This is a genomic window from Candidatus Macondimonas diazotrophica (genome assembly GCF_004684205.1).
GTDB lineage: Bacteria > Pseudomonadota > Gammaproteobacteria > UBA5335 > UBA5335 > Macondimonas > Macondimonas diazotrophica.
Genome location: NZ_SRIO01000014.1, coordinates 1 through 23,039, shown reverse-complemented (window position 1 = coordinate 23,039; position 23,039 = coordinate 1). Strand labels below are relative to the sequence as shown.

Annotated in this window: 14 protein-coding genes; 5 read left to right on the top strand and 9 right to left on the bottom strand. The window is 64.7% G+C overall.

The window, feature by feature from the left end; all coding sequences use genetic code 11:
* Positions 1–10: 10 nt before the first annotated feature.
* Positions 11–1,372, bottom strand: a complete 1,362-nt coding sequence (gene nifN, locus E4680_RS10415; RefSeq protein WP_135282351.1) for a nitrogenase iron-molybdenum cofactor biosynthesis protein NifN — start codon at positions 1,370–1,372, stop codon at positions 11–13.
* Entirely contained in the window at positions 1,372–2,820 is a 1,449-nt protein-coding gene (gene nifE / locus E4680_RS10410) for a nitrogenase iron-molybdenum cofactor biosynthesis protein NifE (protein WP_135282350.1), read from the bottom strand. The genes nifN and nifE overlap by 1 nt, the downstream gene beginning before the upstream one ends.
* Positions 2,821–3,174: 354 nt before the next feature.
* Between nifE and E4680_RS10405 the strand changes: the two genes are divergently transcribed.
* A complete protein-coding gene (locus E4680_RS10405) occupies positions 3,175–3,858 on the top strand; it encodes a fumarylacetoacetate hydrolase family protein (RefSeq protein WP_135282349.1) in 684 nt (227 codons plus the stop codon).
* Positions 3,859–3,965: 107 nt separating this feature from the next.
* Here the strand turns inward: E4680_RS10405 and E4680_RS10400 are convergent, their stop codons facing one another.
* The 5 genes from E4680_RS10400 to E4680_RS10380 all read right to left on the bottom strand — a co-directional run bounded on the left by E4680_RS10400 (position 3,966) and on the right by E4680_RS10380 (position 14,963).
* A complete protein-coding gene (locus E4680_RS10400; protein WP_135282348.1) occupies positions 3,966–4,571 on the bottom strand; it encodes a hypothetical protein in 606 nt (201 codons plus the stop codon).
* Positions 4,572–4,787: 216 nt separating this feature from the next.
* Positions 4,788–10,253: a GH36-type glycosyl hydrolase domain-containing protein gene (locus E4680_RS10395; RefSeq protein ID WP_135282347.1), complete on the bottom strand. Its 5,466-nt coding sequence runs from the start codon at positions 10,251–10,253 to the stop codon at positions 4,788–4,790.
* A 162-nt stretch (positions 10,254–10,415) separates the two neighbouring features.
* A complete protein-coding gene (locus tag E4680_RS10390) occupies positions 10,416–12,026 on the bottom strand; it encodes a BCCT family transporter (protein ID WP_135282346.1) in 1,611 nt (536 codons plus the stop codon).
* A 227-nt stretch (positions 12,027–12,253) separates the two neighbouring features.
* Positions 12,254–13,582, bottom strand: a complete 1,329-nt coding sequence (gene nosR, locus E4680_RS10385; RefSeq protein ID WP_135282345.1) for a response regulator c-di-GMP phosphodiesterase, NosR family — start codon at positions 13,580–13,582, stop codon at positions 12,254–12,256.
* The gene (locus E4680_RS10380; protein WP_135282344.1) at positions 13,566–14,963 is read right to left on the bottom strand and encodes an ATP-binding protein; all 1,398 of its coding nucleotides are present in this window, start codon (positions 14,961–14,963) and stop codon (positions 13,566–13,568) included. Before E4680_RS10380 ends, nosR begins: the two co-directional genes overlap by 17 nt.
* A gap of 274 nt (positions 14,964–15,237) precedes the next feature.
* Here E4680_RS10380 and E4680_RS10375 point away from each other — a divergent pair, with 274 nt between their 5' ends.
* The 3 genes from E4680_RS10375 to E4680_RS10365 are packed head-to-tail and all read left to right on the top strand — an operon-like array spanning position 15,238 to position 19,330.
* Entirely contained in the window at positions 15,238–16,572 is a 1,335-nt protein-coding gene (locus tag E4680_RS10375) for a hypothetical protein (protein WP_135282343.1), read from the top strand.
* 14 nt (positions 16,573–16,586) lie between these two features.
* A complete protein-coding gene (locus E4680_RS10370; protein WP_135282342.1) occupies positions 16,587–17,021 on the top strand; it encodes a type 2 periplasmic-binding domain-containing protein in 435 nt (144 codons plus the stop codon).
* The gene (locus tag E4680_RS10365; RefSeq protein WP_205688891.1) at positions 17,018–19,330 is read left to right on the top strand and encodes a putative bifunctional diguanylate cyclase/phosphodiesterase; all 2,313 of its coding nucleotides are present in this window, start codon (positions 17,018–17,020) and stop codon (positions 19,328–19,330) included. The genes E4680_RS10370 and E4680_RS10365 overlap by 4 nt, the downstream gene beginning before the upstream one ends.
* Positions 19,331–19,489: 159 nt before the next feature.
* Here E4680_RS10365 and E4680_RS10360 read toward each other — a convergent pair whose 3' ends face one another.
* Positions 19,490–20,761: an APC family permease gene (locus tag E4680_RS10360; RefSeq protein ID WP_135282341.1), complete on the bottom strand. Its 1,272-nt coding sequence runs from the start codon at positions 20,759–20,761 to the stop codon at positions 19,490–19,492.
* Positions 20,762–21,128: 367 nt separating this feature from the next.
* Here E4680_RS10360 and E4680_RS10355 point away from each other — a divergent pair, with 367 nt between their 5' ends.
* Positions 21,129–22,067, top strand: a complete 939-nt coding sequence (locus E4680_RS10355; protein ID WP_135282340.1) for a DUF72 domain-containing protein — start codon at positions 21,129–21,131, stop codon at positions 22,065–22,067.
* Positions 22,068–22,404: 337 nt separating this feature from the next.
* Here the strand turns inward: E4680_RS10355 and E4680_RS14630 are convergent, their stop codons facing one another.
* Entirely contained in the window at positions 22,405–22,665 is a 261-nt protein-coding gene (locus E4680_RS14630; RefSeq protein ID WP_422666676.1) for a ZIP family metal transporter, read from the bottom strand.
* Positions 22,666–23,039 lie beyond the last annotated feature (374 nt).

The window sequence follows — 23,039 nt, the reverse complement described above, 5'->3', positions numbered from 1 at the left end:
ATTCGGGTTTCTAGGCAAACGCAGCCGCCGCACCGGCTTCGGGCGCATCGCTCACACTCCATTCGTCGGGATGCGGTTCGTGGCCGTGGGCAATCAGTGCGTTGGCCACCTCGAAGATGAAATCCCGGCTGCCGCGGTAGCCGAGCGCGAGGCGATGCGCGGCGCCGAGCCGGTCGAAGATGGGCAGACCCATGCGCAAAAACGGAATCTCCAGCCGCTGCGCCATCTGCCGGCCGTGGGCGTGGGTGATCAGCAGGTCGCAGCCGGCCGCGCGCGCCTCCAGGTCTTCGAGATCGCCGATCAACACTTCCTCGACCGGCAGATGCGCCAGCACGGGCGAGTCGGTGGTGGTGACGGTGGCGGCAAGTTCGCAGCCGAGCTCGGCCAGGAACCGGCCCACGCCGTGCAGAAGATCCGGCTCGGCGCCGATGGCGACCTTGCAGCCGCCGGTGTAGAAGTGGCCGTCCAGCATGGCGTCCACCAGCTGGCTGCGCTGACGGCGGTACTTGGCCGGCACCGGCCGGCCGCTGTAGTCGGCGAGAAAGGCCATGAGCCGATCGGTGGCGCCGAGGCCCAGCAGCCGGTCGAAGATTTGTACCGGCGCCTCGATGTGCTGGCCGAGCCACTCAGCCGCCGTGCGCATCTGCTCCCCGACGGCGAGCACCAGACCCGCCGTGCCAAGCGCGGCGATCGCCTCGCGCCGGGTGCCGCCGATGGTGGTGGGGCTGAAATCCTCCGGCACGTGGCCGTCGAGCGAGCCGGACAGGTCCGGCACCAACACCGGATCGAGCCCGAAGGCTTCCAGGATTTCCCGCAGCTCCTCCAGGTCCGCCACGGTCAGATGGCAGCCGGGCAGCACCGCCACCGTGGCCGGCTCGCGCGGCGCGGCGGGTTTTTCCACCAGCACCTGCAGGATGCGCAGCACGGTGGCCGCCCAACCGTCCTGGAAAGCGCCCTTGAAGTCGGGCGTCGAGACGTAGATCAGCGCGGTGTCTGCAAGCTCCGGGTGGCGCTGGCGGGTGAGCTTGAGATAGCCCTCCACATCGTCGCCCTTGGTCTCGGTGAGTCCGGTCGAGCACATGCCGATGATGGCCGGGCGCGACTTGGTGTAGATGTTCATCACCGCCTGCTCGACGTTCTCGAAGCCGCCCAGCACGGTGGCAACCTCGCTCATGGCGGTGGTCTGCAGCGGAATCGATTCCTTGAAGTGGCGCACGAACAGCACCATGCCGAACGCCGTGCAGCCCTGCGAGCCGTGCAGGATCGGCATGGTGTCGGCCAGTCCCATGAAGGCCAGCGCGCCGCCGATGGGCTGGCTCATCTTGAGCGGGTTGACCGCGCAGGCCTTCTTGGCGTGGCGCACCGTGGCCATCAGGCCGCCTCCACCTGCGCGGTGGATGCCGCGTCGGCCGCGACGGGCGAATCCAGCGTCAGCGTGCTGGTTTCCCAGGGAGCAAGTTGCCGCACCTGCGCCCAGATGGGGTTGGTCAGCGCCAGATGCAGCTGCCTGACCATCTCCACCATGCCCACGTAACCCGCGTAGGCGTGGTGCTTTTCCTGGTTCACGTCCATCCAGGGCATCTTGGCCTTCAGCGCCACGAACTGGGAGCGGCCGCCGGAGAGCATGATGTCGGCCTGGGCGCCCTTCAGGATCCTGAACATCTCGCGCGGGGAGAGCTCGTCGAACATGTGCGCTTCCTCGCCCATGATCTCCTTGATGCGCTGCTTGTCCTCGGCGGTGGATTTCTTGGTGGAGGTGCCGACCACCTCCATGCCGATCTCCTGCAGCGCCGCCACCACCGACCAGGACTTGACGCCGCCGGTGACCAGCAGCACCCGCTTGCCGGCGAGCGATGCCTTGTAGGGCGCGATGGCCGCCCAGGCGCGCGCCTCCTCGCGGGCGATCAGCGCTTCGGTGCGCGCCATCAGCTCGGCGTCCGCGCCGCGCTCGATGAGCAGGCGGGCGATCTCGCGCAGCGACTCGCTCATGTCGCCGATGCCGTAGAACGAGCCCTCGAAGAACGGGATGCCGTAGCGCTCTTCCATCTTGCGCGTCACGTTGATCATGGCCTTGGAACAGACCATCATCGCCGCCCGCGCGCGGTGCGACTGGGCGACCTCGCGGTACTTCGCATCGCCCGAGATGCAGGCCAGGATGCGGATGCCGAGTTCGTCCAGCAGCGGCCTCACCTGCCACAGCTCGCCCGAGAGGTTGTACTCACCGATGATGTTGATGTCGTAGGGCGTGGTGTATTCGGGTTCTTCCGTGCCGATCACGTGCTCCAGCAGCGCCTCGCCGGCCAGCTTGTTGCCGAGGTTCTTGCTGCCGACGAAGCCCGGCGCGTTGATGGGGATCACCGGCTTGCCGAACTTCTCGCGCGCCGCCTTGCACACCGCGTCGATGTCGTCGCCGGTCAGTGCCGGAATGCAGGTCTGGTAGACGAACACCGCCGGCGGGTCGTACTTGTCGATCACCTCGCGGATGGCCTTGAACAGCCGCTTCTCGCCGCCGAACACCACGTCGGTCTCGTTGATGTCGGTGGTAAAGCCGGTGCGGTAGAGCAGCGAGCCCGAGGACTTGGCGCCGCGGTTGTCCCAGGAATTGCCCTCGCAGGCGATCGGCCCGTGCACCAGGTGCGCCACGTCCGTGACCGGCTGCAAGGCGATCTTGGCGCCGTCAAAGGCGCAGCCGCCGGCCGCCGCGCCGGGCTGGAGCTGCTTGGTGCAGCCCTTCTTGCGCGCCTTGTCCGACTTGCCCTGGTTCTTGCCGCAACCGGGCTCGTTGAAGACATCCTGGACGGTGCTGGACAAACTGCTCATCGCGGGCCTCCCGGGGTCGGTGGCGGGGCCGGATGCTGGGCACCGGCCATGCGGGTCTGTCAGCTACTCAGCAGGAAGCGGGCCAAAGCCCGGATAGCGATGTTTTATATCTCCTGATCAATAACTTAAATAATCGCCGGGTTTCCCGGTCGGGTTTGCCGAACGACAATTGGCGGGTTTGCGACAAAAGCACTGTGGGGTTTGTCGGATGGGCCGCACAAGCCGGTTAGCGGCCCGGATCGCCGGCACGCAGCGGCGTCCCGCAATGCGCAGCACGCTACACTCGCAGCGAGCGCGGTTCATGTCGCGCGGTGAATCGCACCGGAAATCCAACCGATGATTCGGAGTCTGTCGATGAAGCTCGTCCTTGCGCCCGCACCCACGGTCACGATCCCAGTCCGATCGGGCGGGCTGTTTCCGGTGCGCCAGATCTATTGCGTCGGGCGCAATTACGCCGACCATGCGCGTGAGATGGGCGGCGATCCGGACCGCGAGCCGCCGTTTTTCTTCATGAAGCCGGCCTGGTCGGTCGTGCCGAGCGGCGCGGTGCTGCCATACCCGCCGGCGACCTCGGACCTGCAGCCGGAAGTGGAGCTGGTGGTGGCACTCGGAGGCGGTGGGCGGAACATTCCCGAGATCGACGCGCACGACTGCATCCTGGGCTACGCCGTGGGCCTGGACATGACCCGGCGCGACCTGCAGCACATGGCCAAGCAACACGGCCGGCCGTGGGATCTGGGCAAAAGCTTCGAGGGTGCGGCGCCCATCGGGGCGCTGACGCCGGTCGCGGCATGCGGCCATCTCGAATCCGGAGCGATCGCGCTTGAAGTGAACGGCGCGGCGCGCCAGTCGGGCAATCTGGATCAGATGATCTGGACGGCGCCGCAGATCATCGCCGCGCTGTCGCGGTTGGTCGGGCTGCATCCGGGCGACCTGATCTTCACCGGCACGCCGGCCGGCGTCGGGCCCGTTGGGCGAGGAGACCGGCTCGAGGCGACCATCGCTGGGCTCGAGCCGCTCGCCATTACGCTCGGTTGAACAAGTTAGCCGGTGTGCGTGCCATTTCCTTCGCTGTATTGTGTCACGGTCTCATCAGGGAAAACTCACACCGATGACGCGCATGACCCGTCAAAACTCAACGCCAGTCAAGTCATATCGTCGCGTTTATTCTTCGCCCGCTCAGCACCAATGGCGGTTTTTACACTCTTGGCTTCCTCGGGTGGCGGCAATGCGGCCGGAAGTCCAAGACTTTCAATCCACAGTTCACGCGTCCAGCCGCGGGTGTGATAAAGGTGATGGGCTTCCTGATCATCGATTTCTTCATGCGCTTCCTTGAGAAGGTCGCGGATTTTTCCGCTTGCCTTTTCAGAAAGCAGTTCGATGAGATCCCAGTTAAGATTATCCTTCGTCTCGGCGAGGGTGACACACTCTCCCGCAACCAATTGCGCTGCCTCTGGATTTCCCGATTTCTTTGCCATTTCCATTGCATGGACCAGTGAATCACCCAAGTGGGAAACCACCTGGCGACCGGGGGTTTCCTTTTCTGGGTCAAGTCCGATTTTTTTGAAAAGATTCAGCAGGGTCTGATGGTGATGGCGGGTCTCGTCAAGATACTCCTGCCATTCTTCTTTGAGATCCGAATTGACGGCACAAGAAATGGCTGTTTCGTAAATCTTGATGCCGCCATTTTCGGTTTCCAGCGCCTGGTAGAGCAGTTCATGGAGTTGGTCGGTATTCAGTTTTTCGGACATAAGGATTTCTCCTGGTTCTCCAAGATGGACGTTTCAATTTCCTGATGAAAAGGCGCGATTGCCGGCATCAAGAAAACTTTTCAAATGCCGTCCACTTCAGAGCGATCACACAGGAAAAAGGTTCCGTGATCGACACCGTCTGGTCACGATCCAGAAACCTTGTTTACTGACCCGCCCACCCCATTTTTTTGCTCCATGCAGAACATCGGATGCGCTTCACAACGGCTCACTCCGATCGTCGGAATCCGCCCCCGGCCGGTAGCACCGCCCGCCATAATGCACCGCCTTCAGCCGGGGAACGCCGGTGCGCACGAACGCAGCGGGATCGACGTGGAACGTGCCGTTTTCCAGCCTCAGGCCAAGCAGGTCGTAGGCGGTCCACAGCATGCGCGCTGCCGCACCGGTATAGCCGGTCCAGCCGCCACGTCCGTCGTGTCCTGCCCCCCAGTACACATCCGCAGCCTGTTGGTAGGGCGGCAGGCCGAACGGCATCGGGTCCTTGTCCAGGGGCGAAAGCTTGCGCCAGATCGACCACGCCTGCCGGCGCCACTGATCGGCCCGCGCGGTATCTCCGGCGCGCTCGGCGTCCCGACACAGACAGAGCGCGGCATCGATCAGCCAGGTCGTCCCGTGGGTGTACTGGCCGCCGTTTTCCCGCACACCGGGCGGATAGAGCGCGATACGGCCCGGATAGGGACGGCTGTTGCCATCGAAGGCGGTATCGAGCAGACGGATGAGCGCCGGGGTTTCAAGGCCGGCCAGTCCCGCGCGCAAGGCGGTTTCGGCGCGCTCGGCGCTGGTCGCTCCGGAAATCGCCGGCCAGGACGCCATCAAGGCGCTCAAGGGCGCAAACGCTTCGCCGGCATCGCTGGTGGCGCGCAGGAAGCGGTCGCCCAGCCAGCAGCCGGCGATCGCCTCGCGCAGCCGCGCCGCTGCTGCCTGATCACGCTGCGCGGCCGCAGTGCCGTCGATGCGCTCGGTCAGGGGCAGGAAGCGCTGCAGGACATCGAACAGGAACAGCGCCATCCACACGCTTTCCCCACGCCCATGGACGCCGAGCTGATCGAGGCCGTCATTCCAGTCCCCGGCACCGATCAGCGGCAGGCCGCGCGGACTGAGTTGCCGGAGGCTCAGGTCGATGGCGCGCCGGCAGTGGACGTAGAGACTGTCCTGATCGCGCGCGATGCGCGGCACGAAGGCGAAATCCGGCCAGCCCTTGGGGATCGTGCGGCCTTCGAGATAGGGCACCTGCGTGTCCAGTAGCGCCCAATCGCCGGTCGCCGACACGTAGTGCGCCGTCAGATAGGGTAGCCACAGATGCGGGTCGCTGGCGCGGCTGCGTTGCCCCAGGCCGATGCCACCGGGGGCGGCGCCATGCCACCACTTGAGCACGTCGCCTTCGCGGAATTGCACGCCGGCATGGCGCAGGATCTGCTCGCGCGCCAGCTCCGGCCAGGTCCAGATCAGCGGGAGCACATCCTGCAATTGATCGCGAAAGCCGTACGCGCCGCTGCGCTGATTCGGGCCCAGCCGGCCCCAGAGCCGGGCGGTGAGGACCTGATAGGGCAGCCAGTCGTTCACCAGCCGGTCGAATGCCGGATCGTCGGTTTCGATGCGCAGCTGGTTCAGGATGCCGTCCCAGTACCCGCGGGTACGATCCAGCGCTCCGCGTGCCGCGGCCGGCTTGCCATGAGCGCGGATCAGGTGCTCGGCCTGTGCCGCCGTGGACGCCTGTCCCATCAGCACCGCCACGTCACGCACGGCAAAGGGTTCGAGCCGGAACACACCGCTCAGGGCGGCCACTGTTGCGCCGTCCGAGAGCTGGTCGTGTTCCGGGCAGCCGGTACGCGCGAGCACGGGGCAGGTGGCGTCGCCTTGCGCCCCCCAGAAGGCGCGGCGGTTGAAGGTATGGGCTTCGATCGGCAGGTCGATGGCCAGAAATCCGGTCCCGGCATGGAAGCGCTGTCCGGGACGCGTGAACAGACAGGCGCCGAGCGCGGCATCGAAGCGAGTCTCGATCTGTCCATGGCTGTCTTCGGGCAACTCAGCCAGGGCGAGGTGAGCGAAGGCGGTCAGGCGCAGGGTACGGGCCTGCGCGCTGCGGTTCTCGACCCGCAGCAGGCGGATTTCGAGCGGCTCATCGGGCAGCACCGCAATGGTGAGCGCCAGAGCGAAATCAGGGTGGGTGGCGCTGAGCACGGCCTGACCCGGTTCGAAACGGACCCGGTGTGCCGCCGCCTGCCGCAGCGGGGTGTAGCCCGGGCTGAGGATGGCGCCGGTATCCAGATCGGTGACATAGATCGCCTGGGCGCAGGACTGGGCGGGGAGGGTGTCCAGAACGAAGGGGGTCAGGCCGTTTTGCTGTGAGTTACCAGAAAAGGAGAACTGGGCACCGTCGTTGCCGATGAGCACGCCGTGCCCCTGGCGGTTGGCCAGCATGTGGGTCCACGGGCGGGGGGTGTCGGGCGTCATCTCGAAGGCGCGGCCTTGCGCCTCGAAGCGGGCCGCGGGATCAAGGCCCGGCCGGGGCCGAATGCGGCGCCACGGCGGCGCGCCGGGCGGCACCGATGCAGCGGGCTTTCCGGTCAATGCTGGGGCGATCGCGGCCAGCGCGGCCGATTCGGTATCCGCCCAGCCCTGGACCCATGAGACGGTCAGCGTGTCCTGCGGCGCGAGTTCCAGCTCCACCTGCAGGGCGGCAGCCGGATCGAAGGGGTAGAGCAGCCCCTCGTCGTCCGGATTCCGCAACTCGCCCGTCAGGAGCGCCTCGGGCGCCTGGCCGGTCCCGCGCCCCAGGAAGCGGCTGCGATCGTCTTCATACCCCACCAACCGGACGCGGTCGTTCTGCGCGACCGCCAGAAAACCATAGCCCAGCACATGCCGCTTGGGCCCTTCACCGTCGAAAAGGCGGTTGTGGGCCAGCAGGGCGGCCTGATCACGTAGAAAGCGCACGCCGACGTGGATGGCATTGAAATCGGGTCGGCGCAGATAGACATCCGGCCGATTGAGTGCCCACTCCAGATAGCCGGTAAGCCGTAGCCGCCGGGTCTGCGATCCGCTGTGGTGCAACTGGATGCGCCAGCGCATGGCCTCGGCGTGCAGGCAGGGTTGCACGTCGATCTGGACAGCCAGGCCATCGGGCCGCTCGTGGGTGAGGATCGCGTTTCCTTCGGGGCTGCGCCAGATGCGCCGCTGCGCCGGTAATCCAGCCCGCAGCAGGTCGACCGGGGGACTGGAACACGCCGCATCCGGCTCCAGGTCCTGCAGATAGAACGTCTGTCCATGCGGTAGCGCACAATCCGCTGCCCGGCGCGAGAAATCGAGCATCGCGCCCTGTGCCATGTGGACCGCCGAGCGGCTGTTGCCGTCGGCATCCATCTCCAAGTGAAAGCGCCCGCTGTTCATCTCCACCAGCCGGCGGGCATGGATCTCCCGGGTCTGATGCAGCCGCCAGAAGATCCAGACCAGACCAGCGAGGGCCGCGATCGCCGCGCCCCCGTAAACGCCCCGCAGGAGCCCGGCGGCGGGCAGCAGTGCGGCGTCGGACAGGGCGACCAGACGCTCGGACTCCTGCCAGACGAAATCCCACTCGCCGCCGCGCGGGATATAGAACGGCAGCAGCAGCGGGGCCCAGGTGCCGAAGCGGCGAATGCCTTCGGGGATCACCGGCGTGGGCGCGGCATGGCCCAGCCAGCGCGACAGGCGCGTTTCGAGCCGGTCCACGCCAATGAAAGACAGGTTGACCAAGGTGGCGACCCGCAGACCCATGTGATCGAACCAGATCAGGATCCGCAGCCAGCCGTAGGCCATCAGGCCCAGAAAGGTCTGCAGGCTCCATTCCCGATAGGCGGCCTCATCCAGGCGCAGGCTCTGCACGGTGGCCAGGCCCGTGCGCAGCGCGCCGTCCTGGTTGTACCAGGCTGGCGTCGGCGCCATCTTGAGGAAGGTCTGAATGATGGGCGCCATCCACAGACCCCAGCGTTGCACCCGCACCGCCTGGGTCACCACACCGGCCAGCCCGTCGCGGGTGAACAGATGGCGCAGCGGCTCGAGACTGCGATTGAAGATCGCCGTCAGCACGATCAGGTTGATGCTGAACAGCGGGGCGGCGATCGACCAGTTGATGACCCCGGCCAGAGAGTCGCAATAGAACTGTTTGAGACCGCCGGATACAGCGCCGAGATCAATGGCGCCCCAACGGCTGAACAGGGGATAGGTGACATAGTCGTAGACCGGCTGGCCGACGACGGGGCCATGGATCAGCGCGTAGCGCAGCAGCTTGTCGCCCACGGTCTGCAGCTGCGCGGCATCGAAGTACCAGGCCAGCATGCCGCCCACGCCGCCGCCCATCAGCCCGGCAAACAGGTAGGCGCGGCCGGTGTCCAGGCATCGCCGCTGGCCGCGCAAACGCGCAATGAGGTGCGCCATCCAGTCCACCCCGGCACCGACCACGGCGCCGACCAGGAACCCGGCTGCGAAGCGCTGCCCGCCAGATGCAGACACCAGATCGTATTCCACGATCCACACCAGCCCCAGCCCCAGCACGACGCCGCGGCCGTAGTTGCGCGGCATCCGGAGATTGTTCCGCAAGCGCCACAGAAACGGCGCGCTGCCATCGAAACTTTCGATCAGGGTCCGCGCCAGACCGAACAGCAGCGGACCCAGGATGACGCCGGCCAGCACGGGCGCCGCCGCCAGCCATTGGCGCAGCAGCGGGTTGCGGTAAGCCAGACCCGCCAGCCCCAGAATCAGCATGAACAGGGCGCCATACATCGCGCCTTTGGCCGCACCCTCCCGCGCCTGTGGCCACAAGGTCGTCCACTGCGGACGCTGACCGCGCAAGCCCTGCATCAACAGCCCGGTCGACAGGAAGGTTTGCGCCCACAGCCCGCCCTGGGCCACGGCCGCCAGACCGATCACGCCGGCAAGGCCCACGGCCGGATGCCATCCGGCCAGGGTTTCGCCGCTGCCCCAGTCGGCCACCACCGGCGTCCAGGCCGCCCAGAGCCCGCACAGCGCCACGCCCACCAGCAGACGCACATCGCGCGTCGCCCGACCGTCGAGCAACCATCCCATGCCCCAGAATGCCGCAAGATTGAGCCCGCCCAGCAGGACGCTGCGCGCCACTGCTGCCTGCAGCGGCTCGGCCGCGGTGCTGCCCAGCACGATGCTCCCCCAGGACGCCAGCAGCGGACGGTTACCCAGCAACAGCAGCAGGTTGAAACCGATCGGTACAGCCAGGAACGCCAAGGCACTTGCCGGGGGCAGCGGCGCGTTGCGGCGCATGCGCGCCAGCAGGCTGGCCAGTGCGAATGCCGCAGCGAGCGTTGCCGCAGCGCCCTGCGTGAGCGAAAAGACCTCGGCCGGCCGGCTCGGCATGGCCCAGAGTGTGGCCTGCGGGTCGGCCGCCCAAGCCAGACCGGCCACGATGGCTGCATCCCGCCACCGGTCGCGCGCGCGCCTGAGGTTGGAACGTCCGATCGCCTCATCCCCGGCAAGCGCGAACGCCGCCCAGGCGAGCAGGGCGGGGTACAGAAAACCGGTGTGGGTCAGGTCGCCGCGCCCCAACCAGACGATGCAGGCAGTGGCGAGCACCCAGGCCACCGCCGAGCGAAGCCGGCGCAGCGGCATGTGCGGTTCGTCCCGGCCGCGGATTCCGAAGGGCGATTCGAGTGAATTCATGGCAGTCCCGGAAGATCGGCACGGGGCCGATCAGCGAATCGCTGGCGCGGCACCTGAAATTGTTGTTGTCCCTATCCTATCGGCAGCGATGACACGGCTCATGACATTCATCGGGCGTCGGGCCGCTCCCCATCGCGGCGCGAGGATCGACGCCATTCGCCATTAGTGGCGATTCCGGTCCGAATCGATGCGGTCACCCGGATCGGCCCCCATGGGATCGAGGTGTGGCGTGCGACCGGCGGCCAGATCCGCCAGCGAATACCCGAGGTAGTCGGCGTGCAGGGCGCGCGTCAGGGACACGGCCATGAACACCAGGAGCACGCAGAATGGAAAGCCCAAGGTGGTGATCACGTTCTGCAACGCAGGGAGTCCACCGCCCAGCAGGAGCGCCGCGGCCATTGCACCGAGCAGCAGCGTCCAGAAGATGCGCTGTCGCATCTGCGAGACCCGGTCGGCGCGGCGTGACAGGAGATCGACCACCAGCGCCGCGGAATCGGCGGATGTGGTCAGAAAGATCACGATGATGAGGACACTCAACAAGGCCGTAAGGCTTGAAAAGGGATAGTTCGACAGAAACGAAAACAGCGCCAGCGGCACATCGTCCCGGACCTGTTGCGCCAGCCCGGCGCCGTGGTTCATTTCGAGATCGATGGCGGCCAGACCGAATACCGAAAACCACACCACGGTGAACAGGAGCGGCACGCCCAGCGCGCCGCCGACGAACTGCCGAATGGTCCGTCCCCGGGAAATGCGCGCGATGAAGATCCCGACGAACGGCGCCCATGAAATCGTCCAGGCCCAATAGAACACCGTCCAGTGCCGCTGCCAATGGGTACCCTGATAGGTTTCGGTCCAGAACGACAGCCAGGTCAGATTCTGCAGATATTCACCCAGGTTCTGCACCGTGCCGGCGGTAATGAACAGCGTGGGTCCGGCCAGCCAGATGAACGCCAGGATGATCAGTGCCATACCGATATTCAGCTGAGACAGGCGCTTGATCCCGCGATCGAGTCCGAGCGCCACCGAGAGCGTCGCAATGATGGTGATCAAGGCGACGATCGTCATTTTCAGGCTGGTAGTGACCGGGATCTGCAGGAGATAACTCAGGCCGCTGCTGAGCTGCAAGGTGCCCAGCCCAATCGAGACGGCGACGCCAAACAGGGTCCCGAGCACGGCAATGATGTCGATGATCCAGCCCAGGGGACCATGAATCCGTTCGCCCAGCACGGTATAGAACACGCTGCTGACGCGCATGGGCAGTCCCTGCCGGTAGGTGAAGTAGCCGATCGCCAGAGCGGGCAGGGTAAAGATGGTCCAGGTGTGCAGACCGAAATGATACAGCGAGATGGTAATCGCCAGCTTGGCCGCTTCGGCCGACCCGGCATCAACGCTCTGCAGCGGCGGATTGGCGAAGTGCGACATCGGTTCGGCCACACCCCAAAACATCAGGATGGTCCCCACACCCGCCGCGAACAGCATGCAGAACCAGGTCAGCGTGCCGTATTCGGGCGTTTCATGATCCGCGCTGAGGCGGATCTGTCCATAGCGGGACAAGGCCACCCAGATGAGAAAACCGAGCAGTCCGCTGACGCTCAGGATGTAGAACCAGCCGAAATAGGCGACGGTGGCCTCGGTGAGCGCGCCGAAAAAACCGGCGAACTGGGCACTGAATGGAATCGCGCAGGCCACGAATCCGATGGCCAGTCCGGCCGAGACAAAAAAGATTTGGGGAATGGCATTGAGCCCCAATCGATCCGCAAGTCGCTCCAGCATCCCTTCCTCCGCGGCATTTGCTTCGACATTTCATCCTGATTGCGCAGCGCCGGATCCGGTTCTGGGACAAGGCATGCGGATCATCCCGAGCGGCCAGGCCAGCCAATCGTCGAACCGGCGCTCCTGCCTGATGGCGGGATGAAGCGCTGGATTATAGCCAATACCCCGCACCGGCCCGACAATGATCACAGAATGGCATGAAACAAACGCACGTGAGCGCGCGCGGTTTATGGGGGCATGCGGACGTAGAACCGCCACTCTTCCCCGCGGTTTTCCATGGCCGACAGTTTGGCGATGATGGGTTCATCCAGGGTATGCCCCGTGGCCAGCAACAGCAGCTTGCCGCGGGTATACACATCGCGCGTCAGCACCATCCCGGGCCGCAGCGCCGTGACTCGAACACACTGTTCGGTCGCTGTGGCGGTCTGATCGGCGGTTGTTTCCAGCCACTCGAGAAAGGCGTCCACGACCGGCCCAGCGTAGCGCCGTTGGCGATTTTCCCGCAGGAACTGCTGGGCCTGCGAGGCGGTATAGCGTTCGGGGGCGATCAATCCCAGCTGCAGTTCGTAATAGTCATTGACGACGCCCAGGATCCGGGCGCCCGGCGGAATCTGATCGCCCTGCAGACCGTCAGGATAACCCTTGCCGTCAGGGCGTTCGCGATGCGCCCGAATGATCCGCGCCGCGTCCTGCAAAGGCGCGATCGCCATCAGCAGGGTTTCGGACAGCGCCGGATGCTGGGCCACCTGGGCGCGCTCCGGGGCGGTCAGCGCATTGTAGGGCTTGTCAATCAGATGATCCGGCAAGCCGATCTTGCCAATGTCATGCAGCAGGCCGGCAAACAGCACATGCTGGGCTTCGCGCTCGCTCATTCCGAGGCGCAGGGCGAGCGCATGCGCCTGCGAGGCGACCCGGCGCGCATCCGTGGCAATCCCGGTCTTGCGCATCTCGATGAGGTTCGCGAACACCTCGACGGTCGCCGTATAGCTTTTCTTGAGCGTGTCGTGCGCTTCCTGCAGTCTTTCCGCCGCGCGCTGCAGATCCTGTGTACGCGCCGCGACTTTTGCTTCAAGCGATTGATTCAGTTCCTTGAGCTCGAGATTCTGCTTGCGGATCAAGGCCTCCAGCTTCTGCCGTTCGCGCGCCAGCCGCTTGGCTTCGAGCGCATGATGAACCGTCAGCTGGAGATCGTGTTCCTCCCATGGCTTTTGCAGATATCGATAAATCTGGCCTTTGTTCACCGCGGCGATGGTGGACTCGATATCCGAATAGCCGGTCAGCAGGAGCCGGGTGACGTCGGGCCAGCGCCGGTAGACCTGTTCGAGAAACGCCGCGCCATCCATTTCCGGCATGCGCATATCCGAGATCACCAGATCGACCGGCTCCTGCTCGAGAATCTCCAGTCCGCGCGCGCCGCTGGTCGCCGTCAGGATCCGGTGGCCTGCCTTGCGAAACAGGCGGTTCAACGCGGAAAGGATGTTCTGTTCGTCATCTACGAACAGCAGTGTCCACGGCATCGAAGCGGGCGCATCCGGACGCTCAGGTGGATTCTGCATCCTCAAGACCTCCTTGTGGCGCGGTTTCGGACACGCGCTTGAGTGGAATCACGATGCGGAAGGTCGTGCCTTTGCCGGGACAGCTGTCGACGGCGATGCGTCCCTGGTGTTTCTGGATGATGCTGTAGGACAGGGACAACCCCAGCCCCGTCCCCTTGCCGACCGGCTTGGTGGTGAAGAAGGGATCGAAGATGCGACTGAGATGTTCGGGCGCGATCCCCTTGCCCGTATCCGCGATCTCGATCCAGGCCGAGGTGTCCTCCCGGCCGGTTCTTATGGTTATTTTTCCTTTTTCTTCAATTGCATGGGCTGCATTTATAAACATATTCATGAATACTTGATTGAGCTGCGAGGGGAGGCACTCGACAAGGGGCACGTCACCGTATTCTCGAACGATCTCGGCCTTGTACTTGATTTCGTTGTGGGCGATGTTCAGGGTGCTGTCGAGCCCCTTGTGCAGGTCGACCATCTGCCATTCAGCCGAATCCACATGCGAAAAGTCCTTGAGATCCTGGACGATATTGCGCACGCGCTGAACGCCTTCGCAGGATTCGGACAGCAGCGCCAGACTGTCTTCTTTCAGAAAATCCAGATCGAGATCCTGCCGGAGCTTTTGCAATCCCCGGATTTCCTCGTCCACGGGCAGGCGAGCTTCCAGTTTCTGGTAAGCCGCAACGATCGTCAGCAGATCCTGAAGATACTGCTGCAACGAGCCGAGGTTGGAGTTGATGTAGCCGATCGGATTGTTGATCTCATGCGCGATACCGGCGGCCAACTGTCCGACCGACGCCATCTTTTCGGACTGGAGGAGCTGCGCCTGGGCTTCCTTGAGCTGCGCGATCAAGGACTTCTGCGCGTTATGTAAGTTCGCATTCTCGATGACGACACTCACCAGATTGGTGATCACACTGCCCTGATGCAGTTGCTCGGCCTGAAACTCCACGCCGGTGTTGTTGTTGATGCTGAGCACGCCGATGATCGCTTCGTCCACCTTCAACGGCCAGCACATCGCGGACCGCGGTGTTCGCGTTTCCGCTCGGGCCTGCTTGTTCTTGAAGCGGGTATCCCGGGACATGTCGCCATTGAGCAGCAGCGGCGTGCCTTCCTGGGCCACCTTGCCGAGTACACCCTCGCCGAATTTCACCGTCGCGCCCATCGCCTGTTTCGGCAGATCGATGCCGGCGACGATGGTCAGCTCATCGGTTCCCGGATCGCCACGCAGCGCCAGGGAGCCACTGGTAGCAGAAAAGCCCTTCACGATGTGCTCGAGGATCTTCTGATAAATCTCGCCCGAACTGTCGACAAATGCCGCATGACCCAGACGATAGAGATCATAGATCCATGACACGGAAAGAAGGTGTGACAGTTTTCCGTTGGACATCGCCTCGCCGAGCCTCCTTGATGCGCATCGAACCGGTTTCGGCGATGGTCTCGTAAGCCATGCCCAACGGATCGGACTCTTGCTGTATCGACGCCTCCCCGCAATCCCTGAATCGACATCGTGCGCTTGACATCCCCGGGCTGCTTGTTAAAGCAACTCAATGTGTTGCCGATGGATTTGACGTTGCGAAGTCAAGATCACCGAACACGAGACGCCCGGCGCGCCCAGCGGTTCGGATCAGACCGGAACACACGAACCGATCAGGGGGAAAACGATGAGTCGAAGAATCAAACGGCGCAGGCACCCGGCAGCCTGTCATCAGCGAACAGGCACGATCTGCCACCCGCTCGCGCTCTCGGTGTTCGGCGCGATGCTGTGCACGCCGGTCAGCGCCGCCGAACCCCTTTCCTCGGTTTTTTCATTGCACGGCTTCGGCACCCTGGGCGTGGTTGGCTCCAATGAGGACCAGGCCGATGTGGTGTCCAATGTCTATCTGCAGCCCGACGGCGCCGGCCACACCGACACCTGGTCTGCCGGGGTGGACAGTAAGCTCGGCGCCCAGGTTGATGCGCGAATCAGCGCAGACCTGAGCGGCGTCGTGCAGGTCGTATCGAAGCGGGGTCATGACGGTTCCTGGACGCCGGGTGTGGAGTGGGCCAACGTGAAATACGTGCCCCAACCCGGTCTGGCGCTGCGCGCCGGGCGAACCGTGAGCCCCACATTCATGTTCTCGGATACCGCCAATGTCGGCTATGCCAATCCGTGGGTGCGAGGTCCCCAGGAAATCTACGGCATGGTTCCCATTACCTATCTCGATGGGGTGGACCTGACTTGGAACACCGGCTTTGGCGGAGCGATCAATGCCTTTCAGGCCAGCTTTGGCGGCAATACCTTCGATGCAGTCGGTGACACCGAGATTTCCGGCGACCGGCTCTGGATACTCAGCAACACCATCGAGTACGACGCGTTCGCGATGCGTCTGGGGTACCTGTCGGTGGATCTGACGTTCGACTCGACGGAGCTGGACCACCTGTTCGGTGGCTTCTCCGCGCTGGGTGCGACCCTGTCAACCGCCGGCGCAACCACGTCGGGCCAACTCGCAAGCGCACTTGCAGACCGCTACACCGTCGATGATACGCGGCTCGAAATGATCTCCCTGGGCACGCGTTACGCGCCGGGCAACTGGCTGTTTCTGGGCGAATGGGCACGCATCAGCGATGCCGGACTATTGCCGCGCACGACCGGCTGGTACGCCACCGCGGGCTACCGCATGCGCAAGGTCATGCCCTATGTCACCTACGCGACGCTGGATTCCGAGGCACGTTCGCCCTCGGGCGTTCCGCTGGCCGACGTGCCGGGCGACCTGCGCCCGGCTGCCGCGGAACTCAATGCGGCCCTGGCCGCTGCCTTGCAAGCATCAGCGCCGGCCCAGGACAGCATCGCGCTGGGTGTGCGCTGGGAAGTGCTGGACTCGGCGGCACTGAAGTTCGAATACCAGCACATCGACATCGGGGATCGATCCGCTGGCCGACTCGGCAATATCCAGCCGGGGTTCGAACCAGGCGGTGAGGTGGATCTGCTGTCCGTGACCTTTGACTTCGTGTTTTGAGGCGGAGATTTGCAATGGCTATCCTGAACATCCGCCACCGCTGTTGGGCTGTGGCACTGCTGTTGATCACCAGCAGCCTCTCCGCCACGGCCGACGTCGTGACCGTGGTTTCGTCCCAAAACCCGCTGACCGCGATCTCCCGAAACGAAATCACCAACATTTTTCTCGGCAAGACGAACCGGTTCCCCGACGGTCAGGCGGCGATCCCCATCGATCAACCCGATTCCTCATCGACCCATGAGGGCTTCTACCGGAGCATCGCCAACCGGCGGCCTGCCGACATCAAGGCCTACTGGTCGAAAATGATCTTCACCGGTCGGGGACAGCCCCCGCGTGTCGCGCCTGACGATGAGGCGGTCAAGGAGATTCTCGCCGGAAAACCCCAGGCCATCGGCTACATCGACCGGAAATCCGTCGATCCACGCGTCAAGGTGCTGGAGATCCAATGAAAACGCACGATGCAGAAACGGCGACGCCGGATTCGCTCACACCGACCTCCCGCCTGCGCCACCTGTTGAGCCGGATCACCGAACCGCTGATCCTCTTTCCCGGCCTGGCCGTCCTGTTGCTCGGGGCGCTCTGGATGGCAACGATCAGCCTGGCACGCGTGGAGCACACCAATGCTGATGCCGCGGCCACGCTCAGCACCCGTGAACTGACCGATACCTACGAAGCGCAGGTCGTCCGCGCCATGCGGGAAATCGACCGCACCTTGAAGCTGGTGGTCTATGCCCACCGGCCGGGCGAGGCCGAGGCCGTGTTGTCCCGATTGTCGGCCGAGAATCTGCTGCTGCCGACGTTTCTGTTCACGGTCCACATCGCCGATGCCGATGGCCGCATCGAGGCAAGCACCGCCCCCGCGCCGCCGGACCGCATTCCTGACACCGCCACCATCGACCTGCTGCGGACCCAGGACATCCTCGTCATCAGTCCGCCCGCACCCGAGACCGGCGGTGATGATTCCACTCTGACGTTCGCCCGGCGCCTTTCCGGCCCGGACAACCGCTTTGAGGGAATCGTCACGATCTCGGTCACCGCATCCTATTTCGTCAGCGGCTACGACCCGGCCAAGTTTGGCCAGGCCGGATTCATCGGCCTGCTGGGTACCGACGGAATCTTTCGCGCCGCGCGCAGCGGCGAGACGATCACGGCTGGCGGAACGACCGATTACCGTCCACTGACCGGGGACGAGGAGTTTGAATTGACGCCGGTTTCGTCGATGATCAACCCCTGGGACGGCATCAAGCGCTTTACGGCGGCCAGAAAGCTGTACGAGTTTCCGCTGGTGGTCGTGGCTGGCCTCTCCGAAGCCGAACAGCTGAGCCCGGCAGCCGCAAAGGCCAGGACCTATATCGCGCGCAGCAGCATCGCCAGCGTTGCCCTGATTGCGCTTCTGACCCTGCTTGGCTATCTCAGCTGGCAGCTCCAGCAAAGCCGTCAGCGCGCCGCACGCGAACAGGTCGCCCATGCCAAGCGTATTGAGTACATGGCGCAGCACGATATCCTGACCGGGCTGCCCAATCGTGCGTTCTTCAGCCATATGCTGACCAAGCTCCTGGCGCTGGCCAAGCGTTATCACCGCCCATTGGCGGTCTTGTTCCTGGACCTGGATCACTTCAAGCTGATCAACGACACCCTGGGGCATGACGCCGGCGACGCCCTGCTGAAAGAGGTCGCTCGACGACTGCAGGAATCGGTGCGTGAGAGCGACATCGTCGCCCGACTGGCGGGTGATGAGTTTGTGGTCCTGCTGCCGGAGCAATGTGATGAGGGCGACCTGACGATCGTGGCCAATCGCATCCTGTCTGCCGTCGGCAAGCCCTATGACCTGCTCGGCCAGGAATTCCGCGTGACCGTCAGTGTGGGCATCAGTCGTTATCCCAAGAACGCCGAAGACGAGGAGTCCCTGCTCAAGGCGGCCGACGTCGCCATGTATCACGCCAAGGAAAAAGGTCGCAACAAATTCCACTTCTACCAACAGACCGACCGCCAGCTAAGCCTGGAGCGCATGAGTCTGGAAGTCGCCTTGCGTCAGGCGCTGGAGCATGGGGAATTCAGCCTGCATTACCAGGAGCAGCATGATTTGGCCACCGGTGAGATCACTGGCATGGAAGCCTTGCTGCGCTGGACCCACCCCCAGCTGGGCGAAATCCTGCCCCGACAGTTCCTTCCGATCGCCGAGGAAAGCGGGCTCATCATCCCGATCGGCAAATGGGTCATCGAAACCGCGTGCCGCGAATGCATGGCCATTCAACAGGCGACGGGCAAGCCGCTGACCATGTGCGTCAACCTGTCTGCACGGCAATTTACGGATCCGAATCTCGCGCATGACCTGGGGCGGATCGTGCGTGTCACGGGGATCGATCCGGAGTTGCTCGAACTGGGCGTGGCCGAGAGCGCGTTATTGGCGGATGTGGGCGAGGCCATCAAGATTCTCGGGCAGATCCGCATGCTGGGCGTTCGCATCGCCATCGACAATTTCGGCGCCAGTTACTCCTCCCTGTCCACACTCAATCGCTTCCGCTTCGATACCGTCAATATCGACGGCAGCGTGATCCGCAACTCGGAGCATAGCCCGGAGGATCAGAAGCTGATGGAAGCCACCATCGCCATGGGCAAGAATCTCGCCTTCACCGTCGTCGCCGAAGGGGTCGAAACCGAAGCCCAGGCACGCTTCCTGCGCGATCGCAATTGCGACAAGGTTCAAGGCTTCTATTTCGGGCGACCAGCACCGCACCCACCCGTCGAACCGGCCTGATCGGCGCCCCGGACGCCCCGCGGCGCCCGTCCCGATCGATCGGACGACGGGAGAGGGCGGTGCCGTCCCCCTGGGCGGATCGTGGACGCGACCGCCGCACTGCCCCAGACCCGATGGCCCGCCGGAGCCGGACAGACGAACCCTGGGCCCGCCAGCCCGTCAGGGTTGCTCGGTTTTCACGTGTCGCAAGAGCACCGGCCGAGCGAACATGGCGAGCGCAACCAGAACACCCAGAAACGCCAGGGCAAGCGGTTCGTTGCGCGCAAGCCGAACGATCAGGGCCACCGTTGCCGCGGTTGCGAGGAGGGCACCCAGACCGGTCACCCAACGGCTCCCCGTGCGCCGGGCACAGGCCAGCGCGCACACCACCGCAAAGGTGAACAGGAACGCCAGGCTGGCCGCCTCGACCAGCATCGACAGCGTGCCGACGACGGCAAGTACGGCCGCGAATGCACCCAACCCAAGGACGGCCCGGTCCGGCACCCCGGCTCGGTTGGTGTGATCGAACGCAGCCGGCAGCTCCCCGTTCGAAGCGACCTCGTGCGCGAGACGCGCGGTGGCGAACAGCGTCGAGTTGATTGCCGAACCGGTCGAGAACGCCGCGGCGACCGTCACGATCACCAGTCCGGCCGTACCGAGCGCCTCCCGACCGGCGACGGCCAATGCGATTTCCTTGTGTTCGACGACCTGATCGGCCCCGATCAGCATCGCCGTGCCAAGCGCCACGAGGATGTAGACACCGGTGACGATGACGATCGCCGAGAGCACGGCGCGGGCGAGCGTCTGATTCGGCGAGGCGATGTCGTCGTAGTCATAGGTGAGCAACTGAAAGCCCTCGTAGGCCATGAATACCGAGGCAGCGCCGAACAGCGCCGCGCCGATGCCTGCCTCGGGCACGCCCTGCGAGAGCAGCGGCGGATTCCACGCCGCCAAACCCCAGCCCGCGAGCCCGACCAGCACGATCAGCTTGAACCACACAAGAAACACCTCGACCCCGCCAGCCTCGCCCGCGCCCCGCAGATTCAGCCCGACGAACAGCGCGATGATGGCAATCGCCGCCGTCCGGGCGAACCAGGGCCCCAGGTCGACCACATGTGCCAGATACTGGCCGAATGTGAAGGCGTAGACCGCGTTGGTGAGCACATAGCCCACGATCAGGACCCAGGACAGGCTGCCGGCGAACTGCGGTGCGTGGTTCTTCCGAAGAAAGGTGAAGGCGCCGCCGCCTTCCCCGTAGTATTCGGCCAGCTTGACGTAGCTGTAGCCGGCACAAAGCGCAATGCACCCGGCCGCCGCGAAGCTCAGCCACGCCCATGCACCGGCAATGGCGATCACCACCCCGAGCGTGGAGAAGATTCCGCCACCGATCATGCCGCCCACGGCCATGGACCAGGTGGCATTGAAACCCAGTTTTCCGGCAGATTCGCTCATGGAAGATACGCCTTGCGGTTGCGGTGGATCGCGGTGCGCTCGATGCCAGAGCCTTCGAGTCAGGGCCATGGCGACATGCTTGCCCCGGCTGTGCCGGCCGGTGCGGCGCGCCAACGTACTTTGGTCCGCCGAAGGCACGGTCGTCTACATCCCGGGTTCGATGCCGGACCTTCCCCGATGCGCGGGCGTCAGATCCATCGGCGGCCACGATCGTCAAGGGACAATGACCGGAACGCTCGGTTCCGCATCGGCCCGGGGCGAACGGCAATGGACCGCATGATCGCCGGGACAGTGCCGCGCCATGTCTTGCGCGAAGCGGACTGATCCGGGCGCGCGGGGATTGGACTGACTGGGACGGCAGAGGGCGATGGACAATATACCGATTCACATCGGCATCTCCGGCTGGCGCTATCCGCCCTGGCGCGGTGTGTTCTACCCGCAAGGGCTGCCGCAGCGGGCCGAGCTGGCCTATGTCGCGAGCCGGCTGCCGAGCCTGGAGATCAACGGCTCGTTCTACAGCCTGCAGCGCCCGTCGCGCTACGCGCAGTGGTACGCGCAGACCCCGCCGAACTTCGTGTTCGCGGTAAAGGCCTCCCGCTACATTACCCATATCCTGCGCCTGCGCCAGGCGACCGCGGCGTCCGCCAACTTCTTCGCCTCCGGCCTGTTCGAGCTGCGGGAAAAGCTCGGGCCCATCCTCTGGCAGTTTCCACCGAGCCTGGCGTTCGACGACGCGCTGTTCGACGCCTTCCTCGCCGGCCTGCCACACGATACGCAGAGCGCCGCAACGCTCGCCCGCCACCACGATGATCGCCTGGCACGCATGGGGGAGCCGCCGTCCCTTGAGCCGGACCGCAATCGCCGGCTGCGCCATGCAATCGAGGTCCGGCACGACAGCTTCGCCTGCGCGGCGTTCATCGAACTCGCACGGCGCCACAACGTGGCCGTGGTCGTGGCCGATACCGCCGGGCGCTGGCCGTATCTGGAAGACGTGACCGCGGACTTCATGTATCTGCGCCTGCATGGGGATAAGGTGCTCTACGCCAGTGGTTATACCGATGCGGCGCTGGACCGCTGGGCGGAGCGAATCCGCGCCTGGGCAACGGGCGGGGAGCCCGCCGATGCCGCCCGCGTGAGTTCGCGGCCGGCCCCGGCCGCTGCGACCCGGAACATCTATTGCTACTTCGACAACGACGTGAAAGTGCGCGCCCCGTTCGACGCCCAGGCGCTGATGGCCCGGCTCGGCCTGCGGTGGGAGCCGGCAGATGGCCCCCATCTCGCACGCCGCTCCGAGCGCAATGCGTAGGGCCGCGGACCTGTTCGTGCAACACCCCCGCCGGTGCGCGATGCGCGACCGCCAAGAAATCCGGATCGTTGCGCCCCGATCGTACTAACCCATCAAGGCCATCGTGCCGGCGATGCATGGCTGGCGGATAGCCCCTGGCGCATGCGCGTGGAAGCGATCGGGCACGGACGGGAGAACCGAACGGTAGTCGGGAGGGTATTCGGGCACCACGGACATCGAGATCTCGCAGTCGTCCACCCTGGCAACGAATGGCGCCGCCGTTCTGGTCAATAGACACACTGTTCCGGCGCCTCGTTCTGCAGCCCCGATTCACGCGTCAGACACCAAACCCATATACCTACCTTGTGACGACGGAACGCTCGACCGACAAGGAGCGAAGCAGACTCACGCTTCCATGGATAATCCTCCCGGCAAAAGAGAGCGCTTGCCGACGTGAATAGCCAGCATGGAGCATTGCCCCGAAGTCGCCGATTTCCTGAGGGATCTCGTGTAAAGCGGCAGCGGTCCAAGCCGCGATCCCGGCGCGCAGATCGACAACGAAGATCGCACCAATGGCACGACCACCGAGCAGATTGTGAACCCCGTCTGCGACCCGCAGCGAAGGCCCCTGGGGGCGACCACGCGCCGACAGAGCCGGGCAGGGGAGAGCGCACGGCGGCCTATTGCTTTTCGCGGGTCATTCCCCATAGGCTTCGAGCCACCATCCGCGGTGTGCGCAACCCGACGCGATCCGCGATCGGCGTGCGACGGAATCGGTTGCCGAAGCGGCGCCCGATACCCCGCCCGGGGTATGCGTCCAAGCTGGGCGGTGAATCGGGCGCATGCCGAACAGACCGGATCCGGCACCCAAACGGCTCGCGGGCAGGGGCCAGGCCTTCACTGACGGGGAGAGCGCATTCGCTATGGCACGTCGAACGTTTGTGGTCATCGGGCTCGGCCGGTTCGGCTCCCGGGTGGCGACCGATCTTGCCC

Coding starts and splice junctions, on each gene's coding strand:
- E4680_RS10400 (WP_135282348.1), bottom strand. CDS start 4,571: ATGTCCGAAAAACTGAATACCGACCAACTCCATGAACTGCTCTACCAG.
- nifN (WP_135282351.1), bottom strand. CDS start 1,372: ATGGCCACGGTGCGCCACGCCAAGAAGGCCTGCGCGGTCAACCCGCTC.
- E4680_RS10365 (WP_205688891.1), top strand. CDS start 17,018: ATGAAAACGCACGATGCAGAAACGGCGACGCCGGATTCGCTCACACCG.
- nifE (WP_135282350.1), bottom strand. CDS start 2,820: ATGAGCAGTTTGTCCAGCACCGTCCAGGATGTCTTCAACGAGCCCGGT.
- nosR (WP_135282345.1), bottom strand. CDS start 13,582: ATGCAGAATCCACCTGAGCGTCCGGATGCGCCCGCTTCGATGCCGTGG.
- E4680_RS10380 (WP_135282344.1), bottom strand. CDS start 14,963: ATGTCCAACGGAAAACTGTCACACCTTCTTTCCGTGTCATGGATCTAT.
- E4680_RS10375 (WP_135282343.1), top strand. CDS start 15,238: ATGAGTCGAAGAATCAAACGGCGCAGGCACCCGGCAGCCTGTCATCAG.
- E4680_RS10360 (WP_135282341.1), bottom strand. CDS start 20,761: ATGAGCGAATCTGCCGGAAAACTGGGTTTCAATGCCACCTGGTCCATG.
- E4680_RS10370 (WP_135282342.1), top strand. CDS start 16,587: ATGGCTATCCTGAACATCCGCCACCGCTGTTGGGCTGTGGCACTGCTG.
- E4680_RS10395 (WP_135282347.1), bottom strand. CDS start 10,253: ATGAATTCACTCGAATCGCCCTTCGGAATCCGCGGCCGGGACGAACCG.
- E4680_RS10405 (WP_135282349.1), top strand. CDS start 3,175: ATGAAGCTCGTCCTTGCGCCCGCACCCACGGTCACGATCCCAGTCCGA.
- E4680_RS10355 (WP_135282340.1), top strand. CDS start 21,129: ATGGACAATATACCGATTCACATCGGCATCTCCGGCTGGCGCTATCCG.
- E4680_RS10390 (WP_135282346.1), bottom strand. CDS start 12,026: ATGCTGGAGCGACTTGCGGATCGATTGGGGCTCAATGCCATTCCCCAA.